The sequence below is a fragment of the Streptomyces yerevanensis genome (assembly GCF_000716805.1).
Taxonomy (GTDB): Bacteria; Actinomycetota; Actinomycetes; order Streptomycetales; family Streptomycetaceae; genus Streptomyces; species Streptomyces flaveus.
Genome location: NZ_JNWJ01000115.1, coordinates 1 through 12,498, shown reverse-complemented (window position 1 = coordinate 12,498; position 12,498 = coordinate 1). Strand labels below are relative to the sequence as shown.

Here is a 12,498-nt window from a genome sequence, read left to right as displayed (position 1 = left end):
TGGGAGATGACCTCGGCCGGGTGCCGGTGCCCCTTGTACGACGGTGACACGTTCCCCACGGACAGCCTCCTCCAGCATGAGCAAATCGAAGATCATCCCGCCTCGGTCAGCCAACGTGACAGTGCCCCCCTTCGAGATCAGCTGGTACCTGCGGCAGAAGCCTTCGCCAATCGTCGGCTAGGCATCGGACGGACGGTTCCCAACCCGTGGGGTTCGTCGCGGACTTGACCCTGACCGAGCGGGATGATCTGTGTTGGAACGGGCAGCATGTGACATCGAGTACGGGGGAAGTCATGGCTGGCAAGACCGATGTACTTCTGGCGTTCTGGCAGGAACAGCGGGATTTTGACCGTCAGATCGAGAACCAGCGGGTGACGTTGACGAGCATCGTCATCGTCTCGGCTGGAATGGGGTTCCTCGCGCAAAAGCGCCTCCGCCCGCCCATGCTCGTGGTGACCGTGCCGATGGCGGCCCTGGGAATCTATGGAGCCATGGCATCCGGGTTCGCTCGACCTCACTCCTTTCGAACACCAGGTGAGCGCTGAGCATGCCGGCCGCCGCGACCACGGCCGCCGAGGACGCGGCACGGCATGCCGGAGGTTCCCCCCTCTTCCTCCGGGCCCATGAGCTGCACCGTAGTGCGCTGCAACCGGTTGATCCTGCCTCCCTGTCGGCTGCCTCCGTGCACACCTCCTGCGCAGGACGCCGTGCCCGGCGACGGCACCGACGGCTGACGCCCGGCAGCGGATGCCTCTCGCCGCAGGGACGACACACCGTTATTCAACCGATTGGTTGACAAGCCGGAACCCCATCCGTAGAGTATTTAACCAATCGGTTGAATATGGGAGGTGCGAGGTGGCCGACGACCGGCTGTCGCTGGTGTTCTCCGCACTGGCCGACCCCACACGGCGCGACATCGTGGCCCGGCTCGCCGCCGGGGATGCCACGGTCAACGAACTGGCCGAGCCGTACGACGTCACGGTGCAGGCCGTGTCCAAGCACATCAGGGTCCTGGAGGACGCCGGTCTGGTCAGTCGTAGCAGAGACGCCCAGCGGCGGCCCTGCCATCTCGAGGCAGAGGTCTTCGACCTGATGACGAAGTGGATCGAACGTTACCGGCGCGAGGCGGAGGACCGTTTCCGCCGTCTCGATGCCCTCCTTGGACAGATGGGCGAGCAGTCGGCGACGGGCACCCCGGGGAAAGAGGCGGCATCATGAGCACCACCGACACGCACCACCGCAACGAGACGCGGATCGTGGCCGACCCGGATCTGCCCACGATCCTGATCATCCGAGAGTTCGACGCTCCGCCGGAGCGCGTGTTCCGGGCCTACACCGACCCCGATCTGGTCGTCCAGTGGCTCGGCCCGCGTCGGCTCACGATGCGGATCGACCAGTACGACGCGCGCAGCGGTGGCTCCTATCGCTATGTGCACCGCGACGACGACGGAACCGAGTACGGCTTCCACGGTGTGTTCCACGAGGTGCGCCCCAACGAGCGCATCGTGCAGACCTTCACCTACGAGGGCTATCCGGACGGCGTCAGCCTGGAGACGGCCGTCTTCGAGGACCTCGGTGGTCGCACCCGGGTCACCGGCAAGTCGCTCATGGACTCCATCGAAGCCCGCGATTCGATGCTCAAGAGCGGCATGGATCACGGCGTCCGCGAAGGCCACGAGCGGCTTGACGAGCTGCTCAGCGGCCAACAGAACGACGGCTTCGACCGACACACCGAGACGGGATCTTGATCATGGCCAGAACGGCAGCCGACGAGCACCGCACTGTGGCACGCGTATTCACCGACCGCGTACGCGGCACGCACCCAGAGGCATGGGACGACCCGGCGCCGTGCGAGGGGTGGACTGCCCGGGACGTCGTCCGTCACCTCGTCGAGTGGTTCCCCGCCTTCCTGAAGGCCGGCGCCGGAGTCGAACTGCCGAAAGGGCCCTCGGTGGACGACGACCCGGTGGCCGCCTGGGCGACGCACCGCGACGGAGTGCAGGCCCTCCTCGACGATCCGGCCACCGCACACAAACTGCTGTCGAACCCGCACATCGGTGAGATCCCACTGGACCAGGCGGTCGACCGGTTCTACACCGCCGATGTCTTCATGCACACCTGGGACCTGGCACGGGCCACCGGCCAGGACGAACACCTCGATCCCGCCAAATGCGGCCAGTTGCTCGAAGGGATGCTGCCGCTCGACGACGTGCTCCGTGCGAGCGGGCAGTACGGCCCGCGAGTCGAGGTGCCGGAGAGCGCCGACGTCCAGACTCGCTTGCTCGCCTTCATCGGCCGCAAGCCCTGACGAGTCGGAAGGCACCGTCGGCGGTGCCGGCGCAGGAGCGCGGTGCAGGTACGCTCGCTCGGCGTCGTCGAGAGCAGCGGCAACTGCTGCGCTCCGTCGCCGGATTCGACCGCGCCTCGCGGACATGGTTCACCTACATCGGCGCACTCGATGTTCGGGCGCTGGAGGTTCTGCAACGTCTGTACGAGGCCGCGCAGCGGTTCGGGACCGAGGTGCGCGTGCAGGCGATCGCCGCCCCGGACACCTGGAAGGGCCCGTGTTTCACCGACGCCGGGCGGGACGAGACAGAGGCGTGGAAAGCAGCTGCGCGCCCGGACCTGGGACCGCCTGGCGGTCGTCGGCCTGGAGGAGGCCGACGTCCCGTGCCCGGAAGAGGAGTTGGAGCCGAAGCGAGCCGAACGCACCAAGCTGGGCACCGTGGCGACAGGACGGCCACACTGAGCACGGCGCGCGGACGGCGCGGCCGCGACTGGTGGAGGGGACGGCTGTGGGCACTGTGGATGTGCTGGTGGGTGTGGGCGGGACCGCGATCGGCGGAGTCCTCGGCCATGTGCTGGCCCTGCGCCAGCAGAGTCTGATGTGGCGGCGGGAGGATCGGCGGCGCCTTCAGCGACGCGAACACGCCGAACGCATCGACTTCGGGGTCGAGGTGCGCTTCGTGGGCGTGCACGGGGAGGACTGGCTCGTGGAGCTGGCCGCCATGCTCGACAACAAGGGGCAGGTTCAGCACGCGACCAACCACCTCACTTTTGAACTCCGTTGGGTGTATCCCGACGATCCCCTGGTCGCCGGCAGTGCGGACATCGGCGGGCAGGTGTTCATTCCCCATGTGCTCGCTACCGGCTCCTGGTTGCCGCAGCATGGGCTGCGACCCTGATCGAACCGGGACTGACTACGCGGTACAGCTACGTGGCCAGCGTGCCGCGTCGGGCGACAGCCGTACTGCTGCACGGTGTCTTCCGCTACCGAGCGGGAAACGACGCCAGCCACCACACTGCGGAATCGCTCCAAGCTGTTCCCAAGTCCCCGGAAGGTGAGTGAGAGCGCACCGCTCGGCGCATGTCCGCAGGCCCAAGACGCCGCTGTTGACGACCGGGTCGGCCTCAGACCCCACTAAAAAGAACCCGGTGGTGCTCGGTTTCGGCGACGAACTGCGCGAGTCGCGCCGGCGTCCTGGCGCCAGACGACAAGGCACTGCAGTACCGGCACGACATCCTCGGCGGATTCCTCGCGGGAACGGTCCTCGCTCTCGACAGACCCGACTGACCCTAAAACGCCGAAGTCAGTAAGCGAGGACGTGGTGCCGGGTTCAGTGGGCGATGTTGTCGATCAGCTCGCGGGCGCCTTGGCGCAGCAGGGCGACGGCGACGGAGGTGCCGAGGGTGGCGGGGTCGAGGCGGCCGGCCCATTCGTGGGCGTTGAGTTGGGTCTTGCCGTCCGGGGTGAACACGCAGGCGCGCAGGGACAGTTCGCCGCCTCGTCCGGCCTTCGCGTAGCCGGCGATCGGCGAGTTGCAGTGGCCCTGGAGGACGTGGAGGAACATGCGTTCCGCGGTGGCCTCGCGGTGTGTGTCCGGGTCGCCGAGCGCGCTGACGGTGTCGATGACGGTCGTGTCGTCCTCGCGGCACTGGAGGGCGAGGATGCCCGCGCCGATCGGCGGCATCATCGTCTCGGGGGAGAGAGTCTCGGTGATCACGTCGGTGCGGGCGATGCGTTCCAGGCCGGAGACCGCGAGGAGCAGTGCGTCCGCCTCGCCGGCCGCGAGTTTGTCCAGGCGCCGGTTGGCGTTGCCGCGGAACGGCACGCACTGAAGGTGGGGGTGGGTGGCGGTCAGCTGCGCGATGCGCCGTACGGAGGAGGTGCCGATCCGGGTTCCGGCCGGCAGTTCGTCGAGGGTGAGCCCGCCGGGGTGGATGAGGGCGTCGCGGATGTCGTCCCGCTTGAGGAACGCGGCGAACAGGGTGCCCGCCGGGAGCGGCCGGTCGGCGGGCACGTCCTTGACGCAGTGCACCGCCAGGTCGGCCTCGCCGGCCAGCAGCGCGGCGTCGACCTCCTTGGTGAACGCCCCCTTGCCCTCCACCTGGGCGAGGTCGCCCATCCACTTGTCGCCGGTCGTCTTCACGGGCACGACCTCGGTGCGCACGCGGGGGTGGAGCGCGGCCAGTTCGGCGCGGACGCGCTCCACCTGGGCCAGGGCCATGGGCGAGTCGCGGGAGACGATACGGATCAGCTCAGGGGCGGACATGGGCCCACGATAGACCGTCAGATGCACGCACCGACCACCAGCCAGGATGCCCATCTCATCGGTGTGGCAAGGAGATTGGGCTGCTCGGGCAGGTGTGCGAGGAAGCCGTCGACGCGTTCGTGGTGGTCGTCCGGCCACGTCGGCTGCGGCAGCAGGTCGTCGACGAGGTACCGGCCGCCCGGCCCGAGCAGCCCAACAGATCAGACAGCCGCCCCGCCGCGTGGAGGAGCCCGCGCCGCACAAGTCTCCGACCAGCGGGGAAGGCGCATGGGGCAAGTCAGGGCAGTGCGGGGGACAACCATGCGACCGCACCGCCAGTCGTATGTCGTGTGGTATGAGGACACCGTCAGACAAAGACGGCGTCCGTCAGACAAAGACGGCGCCGTACGAGGACACAGGGGGAGACACTTATGCGGAAATCGAGGGTGGCCAGACTGCTGGGCACGTTACTGGCGGGGATGACGCTCGTGTTCGCGGGGCCGGCAGTGGCGCAGGCCGCCGGTCAGGGGAGCGATGCCGCCGAGGACACACCTCGCGTCGAGATGGAAGTGGGAGAGTTCGACGCGATCGTCCCGCAGCCCTATACGCCCGACCCCAACGCCTACTTCGGGCCGAACAAATGCCAGCTGTACGTCCGGGACTACTGGCCCACCGCCGGCTGCGGCGGCTTCTCCATCTACACCAAGCTGAGCCATGTGCGCGAGCAGCCCGGCTACATCGAGGGAGTGGAGGACAACTCCTACTTCCGGGCGACCGTCGAAACGTCCCGCACCTTCGGCTGTATGGACGAGAACGGCGTCTTCGACTGGGACACCGCCTTCGAGGTGGAGGAGCAGCGGAGGATGTCCTCCTTCTACTACACCCCCATCACGGCGTACGTGCTCGGCCAGTACCGTGACACGGAGACGACCGACTTCGGGCCGGGCTGGTTCGTGAACTTCGCGCCGGTGGAGGTCGACTGCGCCGAGGGCATGATCCCGACGCAGCACGACCTCAAGGTCGACGACGTGCGGATCAGCATCGAGGACTCGCCGGTCTTCGGGAACCGCTCCTGGGAGTTCGGGCCGTTCACCGCGGGCAGCGCCGCGTGACCCATCCCCGTACACGCGGCATGCAGGCCAGTTCGTGACCCGTGCCCGTGCCCGCAGCCTGCCGGTCAGCGCATGTCCGGCAGGCTGCGCGGTTTGCCTGCGTGTTCACCGTGCGGATGGGGTGGTGACCCAGCGGGCTTCCCGGACTGGTCGCCAGTACGTCCGGTAGAGGAACAGCAGGTTCAGGAGTAGGAGCACCAGGGCGGCTGAGACGAGCATTCCCAGAACTGGGCGTCATCGTTGGAGGGTTGTCGTCCCACGCGATGGAGGCACCGACAGGGCCGAGGAAGGCCGCCGGGATTGCGATCGTCGCCAGTTCTCGGTGGAGTCCAGCCTGCTGGTGACCGATCTCCTGCGGAGGGGTATCCCGCCGCGACCCGCAACTGGAAGAACCAATCCGGAGGTTGGCGGGTGCGCCGCCCTGAAGCGCTGTGAGCTGCACCACATGGTGCGCTGGAGGTTGGCGAGGGTGTCGGGACCGAACGGTGACGAGACCGCCGAGAAACCTGTAGCGCGCGGACGAGGGCAGCGTCTGCATCGATGCGGTAGCGATTCGCCTGATTGACCCCCGGGAGCTGCCCGCCCGGTTCCTCATGGACTGGAGCGCGGCGGAAGGCCTGCGCGCCGATCCCAGGGCCACCACCCGAGCCCGCCACCAACTCGCCATCCACCTGCCCGACGTCCAGTCCATCCGCTGCCGGAACCTCCTGACCCAGCTTCGCCGCACCGCGGGCACCCGCACTCACTCCCCGGGCTGCGTGGATGCGTTCACCGCCGTTGACAGGGCACTATCAACCCCATGACACGCTCACGGCCGGCCCGCTTGCTACCGACCACTGTCGTGCCCTTGCTGTCCTCCGTCCCCTACGGCCATCCCGAAGTCCTGCGCCTCACTCAGTGCTTGCACGCCGAACAGCTCGCCCTGTACGGCTTCGCCGACGAACCCGACGACACCCCCGCCGGCCACTTCGCCCCACCTCGCGGTCTCTTCGTCATCGCGCGCCTGGACGGCTGCTCCCGCGCTGTCGCATGCGGCGGCTGGCGCCTGATCGCCCCCGACACGGCTGAGATCAAACGCATGTACGTCCAGCCGGAAGCCCGTGGCCTCTCCCTGGGACGCCGCATCCTGCAGCACCTGGAGACCGCAGCTCAGGCCACCGGCGTGACAAAATTCCTCCTCGAGACCGGAAACCAGAATCACGCCGCCCTGTCGCTCTACACCGCCTGCGGCTACAGCCCCACACCCTCATACGCCCCCGGAAGGAATCCCGCCGTGAACCGGGCACTCGCCAAAACGACCAAACAACGTTGAGCGTGCCCCTGTCTCGCTCGACCTGATTTGAGGCTGGGCCTGGACGTACTTCCGCTTGCGCTCTTCGAGTTCGCTCTCGGTGAGAATCCCGGCCGGCCAGCAGCCCCTTCTGCCCAGGACCCTCCCCGCGAGAGGCCGGGTCCGGCTACGGTGGTGCCATGCCGAAGGAGATCCGCATCGAAGTCGACGACGAGACGTACGAGGAACTGCAGCGTCTTGCCGCCGACGGCCACGAGGAACCCGATCAATACGCGAGCCGACGGTTGACCGCGGATCTGGCGCGTACCCGTTTCCTCGAGGGGAGCGCCCGTTTCATCAGTGCCCCCGGGATGCGTGAGGAGTTCGCTCGCCGGTTCGGGCCCCAGCCCGGGCCGAACGCGTCCGCAGCCTGAAGGCGGGCTGCCCGTAGTGGAACTCACGGTAGATCTTCCGTGGCTGTTGGAGATCGCCCGCACGCAGTTGGGCGACCCTGATGTGATGGACTGGGGCGCGCTGGAGGCGGCCCGAGCCCGGCACTGCTTCCGGGTGATGGACGGTCTCGTGTACGACCGGCCTCACCACCGCGCGGCTGCTCTCTTTCATTCGCTGTGCCGCGTCCCGGCGCTGGAGCACAGCAACGAGTTCTTCGGCGCGGCTGCCGCGGCTGGCTATCTGCACGCCAGCGGCCTGCCGGTGCGGTTCACCGCCAAGGAGGCCGCCGACCTGGCAGAGCAGGTGTCGGCCGGGCTCGTGGACGTGCGGTCCTTGGCCGGTGCCCTCAAACAGTGGACCGAACGCATCTGAGCCACAGGTGCGGCCCGTGAACTTGCTGATCATCATGGCTGCCGCCCTGTGGGGCCGCGGCGCAGGGCTGCTCATACCGCGCGCCGCGTACCGGCTTTCCGTGCCGCCCGGTGAGCCGTGGCGGGCAGTGTGTCCTGCCGGACACCCCTTCGCCGGTGCCGGGAGGGGATGGCTGGGGCGGGCCCGCTGCGCCGACGGCGACTCGTACGGCCCCAGCACGCCCGTCCTCGCCGCCGTCTCAGCCGTGGTTTGCGCCGTTTTGGCGGCCACCACCGGTGCCCGCCCTGAGCTGCTGGTCTGGCTGCTGCTCGCCCCGATCGGCGTGCTGCTCGTCACCGTGGACTTCACGGTGGAGCGGTTGCCCGACGTCGTCACCCTGCCGCTCGCCGTGATCACGCTGGCCCTGCTGGGCGTGGTGGCGTTACTGCCCGGTGCCGTCGGCAACTGGAGTACCGCGCTGCTCGGCTCCCTCGCGCTCGGCGCCGCATACCTCATACTTTTTCTGATCAACCCCACCGGGTTCAGCTTCGGAGACGTGAAACTCGCCCTCACCCTCGGCGCCGTCACCGGCTGGTTCGGGTGGGACATCCTCCTCGCCGGCGCCTACACGGGGTTTCTGCTCTTTGTGCTGTACGGCCTCAGCCTCATCGTCGCGCGCCGAGCCGGACGCAAGACAGCCCACCCGATCGGCCCGTTCCTGCTCGCTGGAGCCTGCTTCGGCGTGCTCCTGAGCTCCTTTCCCCGCTGAACGAAGCACGTTCACCTCTTTCTCCGAGGATGCCCCGGCGCTCAGGCCGGGGAGGAATCGGACTCCTGCAGAGCCGGGCAGCGATACCCGGATCGCCTCCCGAGCGACCGGCGTCCTCCCCGCGCGGGGGTGAGAGAGCCCACGAAGATGACGATGTCCGCGGGCCAGCTGAGTGCCTCGGCAATGTAGATCTGGGATTCCTCGCTGGGCCGGACGCCGCGCTGCCATTTACGCACCCGCGCCTCGTCGATCCCCGAGCGCAGATGCCGCCGGGCGGCCGCGGCATGGATACCGGAGACGAACTCCTCCATCTTCATGCCGACCGCACGGCGCGCGACAACCAGCGGGTGACAGGTGGCCTCTTCCACGTCCCCATCCAATCACTCAGCGCACCCGGCCGGTAACTCCTTCGCTGAGACGGGACCCCGCAGGGCCCCCTCGCGGTCAGGTACGCCGAATCGAACCTCGGCTACTCAGTGGGTCATGCGGAACGGAGTCCACGGGACCTCGGCGCCTTCGCGGAGACCGCGCAGCCGGAGGCAGACCTGTTCTGCGAGACCCGGGCTGCTGTCGAGGACCGGCAGGACAGCAGTGAGGACCTTGAGTTCCCTCAGGCGACGGAGAACGGGCCGGCCAGACCAGGTCCGTATGTCGGCGCCGTGGTACTGGCACAGGAGGTCGTAGTCGGCTATGGGGCGTTGGTACCGGATGCAGGCCACCAGCTCCGGGACGAGATCCCACTCGGCGGGACCGCGGCACAAGGAGTCCAGGTCGCACAACACGGGTTCGCCATGGGGGCCGTGGAGCAGGTTTCCGATGTAGGCGTCACCGTGGGTGACACCGCCCCGGTGCGGGAGTGGGTAGGTGAGATCGCCGAGTTGCTCGTCGAATTGGTGGACGCTGTCGCCGAGCCACGCCCGGTCGTCGGGGCTGAGGGTCGACGAATCGGCCAGGCGCTCGCGCATCTCCCGGATGGGTTCCCACCGGGGAAGGTCGAACTCTGGTGTGCGCAGAGCGTGCAATTGGCGCAGTGGGCCGGCGAGTTCGTATGCACGCGGGGTCGGGCGGGCATCTTGCGGCAGGTAGAGCCAGAATGTGACGATGTAGTCGGTTTCGTCGATGAGTAGCGGCTGAGGGATCTCGGGCAGCAGACGGACAGCGGGGAAGCCGACGGCGTCGAGCCAGCGCGCGACTTGAACGAGACGTTCGGTGTCCGCCAGGAGGCTGGCGGACGGGGCGATACGGACGATGACCGGAACGCCGGGGATCTTGAAGAGCGCGTTCATCGTGACATGGATCAACTCCGGTTCGTCCGTCTGCGGCAGTCCAGCGTGCCGGCACGCGAGTTGGACGGTGCGGTGCAGTCGGTGTTGGGCGAACGGACCGCGGGACGTCACCAAGGGAGCCACCCGCCTATATCACCGTCCGGTCGCGCGGGGCAGCAAGATGTTCTCCCTGTAAGCGGTCACCTCGTCGATGGCTGCCCGTCCGACCAGGGCGTTGCTGAACCGCCCGCGCAGAAGGTGAAGGACCCGAGCGCAGCGTACGTCGACGCTTGCGACGCGCAGGTGGGGTGGCAGATCGAGCACGGGACGCAGGGCGTCCACGGCCCCGTCGAGGCGTCCGCCTTGAAGGCGAGCCACGACCAGGTCGAGGCGGGCGCCGGCTCCGCAGCGGCCACTGCCACGGCGACCATCCACAGCACGTCGTCGCCCTGCATGCTCAGCATCGCCGCCAAGGCCAGAACCAGGGCCAGGACCGCCTCGCCGACGATCCGCCGCCGGGACCACATGCCCGCCACGACCAGGTGGTTCCAGACGTCGCGGGCCGTCATCGTCACATTCACACGCCAACGGTAGGTGTCAACGCCCGTGCGGACAGCAGCCGTTCGTCGCACCGGCGTCCGACGAAAGTCGCACCGTCCGGCCGAGTAAGGAACGACTTACGGCGACAGCGCGGCGCATCGGCCGACCGGCAAGGTAACCAGCGCCCATGACGGCGAGTTCGTCGGGAGTATCGGGGCCGAGCTGCTCGGCCATGGCGCGCAAGGCACGGACCGGATGCACCCTGGCCGCGGCCTCGGCGCCGAGATCTAATACCTGCACATGGACGCGAGCGTGGCGGGTGTGGTGGGCACGGCGATCGGCGCGCTGGGAGCCGTGGCCGGCGGCTGGGTTTCTGTGATCGGTCAAGGGCGTCAGCAGCGCCAGCAGTTGCACGCCGACCGGGAGCAGCGACGCGAAGCCGTACGCCAGGAGGCGTATAGCGCGTGCATCGCGAGCACGAAGCTGCTGTCGGCGGCGTGGTGGCGGTTCTCCGACCTGGTCTGGGACGAGCAGTCCACCCCCGAGCAGTGGCGGGCCGGATTCGCCGAGGCGCACAAGCCTGGACACAGTTCAGCACGGCCGTCGCGGACGTCGTCGTCGTGGGCCCGGTCGCAGCCTCGGACGCGGCCGAGGCGCTGCGGGTGGCCATGTACGACTGGGAGAAGGTCGGGATGGACTGGTTCGCGGCGGCCCTGCGGGAGGGCCACGGCCGACTCGATGAGCACGACGAGCGCTTCAAGCAGGCCGCCAAGGCGAAACGCGTTCCGGAGCGTGCATTTCAGCAGGCCGCGCGGGCAGCCCTGGGAACGCCACCCGTAAACGGCGTCGTCCAATGTGAGCTGCTGTGGGCCGGTGTCAGCGGTCCTCGTCCGGTGGGCCTTGTGTGGCGTGCTCGGGGCGTGGACCGGGCAGGGGTCGGCAAAGTGGCAACACCACCGCCCAGATCACGGCGTAGATACCGCCGATCGCGAGCACTCCCAGGGCATCCTCGTCACCAGGATCGGCTGCGCGCAAGGCGGCGCCGAAGCCGAGCAGTGTCGCCGTCGCTCCGAGTGATATCCAGGCCCCTGTCCACCGAGTGCTCGGCTTCCAGCCCCGGAGCGTGGTCGGCTGGCCGCGTTTCCACTCGTGCTCGAGCGCGCCACGTACACCGCGCCTTCGCTCCCGGATTCCCCAGACGGTCCAGATCCCGAGGCCAGGGACTGCTGCGATGAAGGCCAGGTTCAGCAGAATGTCCTGCCACAGAACATCAGTGAAGGTGATGAACGTGCCAGCCAGCGCCATGCTGTCCGGGTACCCCTGCGTCGGCAACGCACGCCACTGGACCCTGGGGGCACTCAGGGCCTGTCCGGCGGATCTTCCCGGACGGGCCCCTGGTCGGGATCTGCCAAAAGCAACGCGACCAAGTAGCGGGTGATCGTCAGATGTCAGTCCCTTCGCATGATCTTGATCGTTTGAACCGACGGTGCGTTGCTGATGGCCTGCGTGCATCGCACAGAGTCAAGGACGCCGCTTCGGCTTCTCGACCCACATGACGACGACGCTCGGCAGCAGGATGAGGGTCGCCACGATCATCAGCCACAACGGCCGGCCAGTGAAGAAGCCCACGGCGAGCACGATCAACCCCACCACACACGCGATGTGGGCCCAGAAATCGGGCACCGTCAGACGCCGCTCACTCATGCAACCCCCTCTGAGGTTCCCGCTCCCCACGGGCCAGCACAGCATCACCGCCCTCAGTACCCTGGTCAAGTCTTGATCACTACGGCAGGCGCGGGAACCTGTTCAGTCTCAGGGACACACCCCAACAATCACCACGTTCCCCCTCCACCGTCCAAGTGGTCCCATAACTAACCGCCCTGTGGGCCCACTTCAAGACGCTTGATCTTCACGAACCACCTGCAAACTGGGCCAGTTGGAGTCGCCTTGATGGGGCCGCTGAACCGTCCGCGCCGGCGCGGAGTTCGAGAACGGCAAACTCGTCGAACGACCCGACGAATCAGGAGGTGATCAGCAAGCCGCGTGACCAGGGCGGTCGGCATGGCCGTCGGAACTTCCGCGTCAGGTTCGGCTGCTTGACGGGGCTGGGTGCATAGATGGACTCAGACATGCAGGGTGGGCCGGTAGATGAGCTCTTGGGTGTGGCCGTCGAACGTCCGGCTCTCGATCAGCTCGAGGTCGAAGT

16 protein-coding genes and 1 pseudogene are annotated in these 12,498 nt (G+C 67.9%); 10 read left to right on the top strand and 7 right to left on the bottom strand.

The annotated features are described in order from the left end of the window. Nucleotides 1–293: 293 nt before the first annotated feature. From OP79_RS47205 to OP79_RS47185, 5 genes are all read left to right on the top strand, one after another. Nucleotides 294–545, top strand: coding sequence for a hypothetical protein (locus OP79_RS47205; protein ID WP_157857522.1), 252 nt, complete (start codon nt 294–296; stop codon nt 543–545). Nucleotides 546–855: 310 nt separating this feature from the next. Further along, on the top strand, nt 856–1,218 hold the full coding sequence (locus tag OP79_RS47200; RefSeq protein WP_033329392.1) for an ArsR/SmtB family transcription factor: 363 nt from the start codon (nt 856–858) through the stop codon (nt 1,216–1,218). Next, nucleotides 1,215–1,748 (top strand): SRPBCC family protein, encoded by a 534-nt coding sequence (locus tag OP79_RS57725; RefSeq protein WP_051745794.1) that lies wholly within the window; start codon nt 1,215–1,217, stop codon nt 1,746–1,748. The genes OP79_RS47200 and OP79_RS57725 overlap by 4 nt, the downstream gene beginning before the upstream one ends. Nucleotides 1,749–1,750: 2 nt before the next feature. Then, a complete protein-coding gene (locus tag OP79_RS57720; protein ID WP_033329391.1) occupies nt 1,751–2,308 on the top strand; it encodes a TIGR03086 family metal-binding protein in 558 nt (185 codons plus the stop codon). Between the two features lie 487 nt (nt 2,309–2,795). Beyond that, the gene (locus OP79_RS47185) at nt 2,796–3,185 is read left to right on the top strand and encodes a hypothetical protein (RefSeq protein ID WP_033329390.1); all 390 of its coding nucleotides are present in this window, start codon (nt 2,796–2,798) and stop codon (nt 3,183–3,185) included. Nucleotides 3,186–3,617: 432 nt separating this feature from the next. Here the strand turns inward: OP79_RS47185 and hemC are convergent, their stop codons facing one another. Next, nucleotides 3,618–4,553, bottom strand: coding sequence for a hydroxymethylbilane synthase (gene hemC, locus OP79_RS47180; protein ID WP_033329389.1), 936 nt, complete (start codon nt 4,551–4,553; stop codon nt 3,618–3,620). A 425-nt stretch (nt 4,554–4,978) separates the two neighbouring features. On the opposite strand from hemC, the gene OP79_RS47175 reads away from it, so the two are divergent. The 5 genes from OP79_RS47175 to OP79_RS47150 all read left to right on the top strand — a co-directional run bounded on the left by OP79_RS47175 (nt 4,979) and on the right by OP79_RS47150 (nt 8,487). Further along, on the top strand, nt 4,979–5,644 hold the full coding sequence (locus OP79_RS47175; RefSeq protein ID WP_033329388.1) for a hypothetical protein: 666 nt from the start codon (nt 4,979–4,981) through the stop codon (nt 5,642–5,644). A gap of 799 nt (nt 5,645–6,443) precedes the next feature. Beyond that, entirely contained in the window at nt 6,444–6,956 is a 513-nt protein-coding gene (locus OP79_RS47165) for a GNAT family N-acetyltransferase (RefSeq protein WP_078492504.1), read from the top strand. A gap of 158 nt (nt 6,957–7,114) precedes the next feature. Next, nucleotides 7,115–7,348: a hypothetical protein gene (locus OP79_RS47160; RefSeq protein ID WP_033329386.1), complete on the top strand. Its 234-nt coding sequence runs from the start codon at nt 7,115–7,117 to the stop codon at nt 7,346–7,348. A 16-nt stretch (nt 7,349–7,364) separates the two neighbouring features. Then, complete coding sequence (locus tag OP79_RS47155; RefSeq protein ID WP_033329385.1) at nt 7,365–7,739, top strand: hypothetical protein; 375 nt, start codon at nt 7,365–7,367, stop codon at nt 7,737–7,739. A 16-nt stretch (nt 7,740–7,755) separates the two neighbouring features. Further along, nucleotides 7,756–8,487 (top strand): prepilin peptidase, encoded by a 732-nt coding sequence (locus OP79_RS47150; protein ID WP_033329384.1) that lies wholly within the window; start codon nt 7,756–7,758, stop codon nt 8,485–8,487. A gap of 41 nt (nt 8,488–8,528) precedes the next feature. Here OP79_RS47150 and OP79_RS47145 read toward each other — a convergent pair whose 3' ends face one another. The 6 genes and pseudogenes from OP79_RS47145 to OP79_RS57715 form a co-directional block, all read right to left on the bottom strand. Next, complete coding sequence (locus OP79_RS47145) at nt 8,529–8,855, bottom strand: hypothetical protein (protein ID WP_033329383.1); 327 nt, start codon at nt 8,853–8,855, stop codon at nt 8,529–8,531. Nucleotides 8,856–8,960: 105 nt separating this feature from the next. Next, nucleotides 8,961–9,884: a phosphotransferase gene (locus OP79_RS47140; protein WP_157857521.1), complete on the bottom strand. Its 924-nt coding sequence runs from the start codon at nt 9,882–9,884 to the stop codon at nt 8,961–8,963. A gap of 68 nt (nt 9,885–9,952) precedes the next feature. After that, nucleotides 9,953–10,333 (bottom strand): hypothetical protein, encoded by a 381-nt coding sequence (locus OP79_RS55780; protein ID WP_157857520.1) that lies wholly within the window; start codon nt 10,331–10,333, stop codon nt 9,953–9,955. An 835-nt stretch (nt 10,334–11,168) separates the two neighbouring features. Beyond that, entirely contained in the window at nt 11,169–11,597 is a 429-nt protein-coding gene (locus OP79_RS50930) for a hypothetical protein (protein ID WP_051745788.1), read from the bottom strand. Between the two features lie 216 nt (nt 11,598–11,813). Beyond that, nucleotides 11,814–11,996 (bottom strand): hypothetical protein, encoded by a 183-nt coding sequence (locus OP79_RS47125; protein WP_157857519.1) that lies wholly within the window; start codon nt 11,994–11,996, stop codon nt 11,814–11,816. A gap of 419 nt (nt 11,997–12,415) precedes the next feature. Beyond that, nucleotides 12,416–12,498 (bottom strand): annotated as a pseudogene (locus OP79_RS57715) (dihydrofolate reductase family protein); the annotation flags it as partial.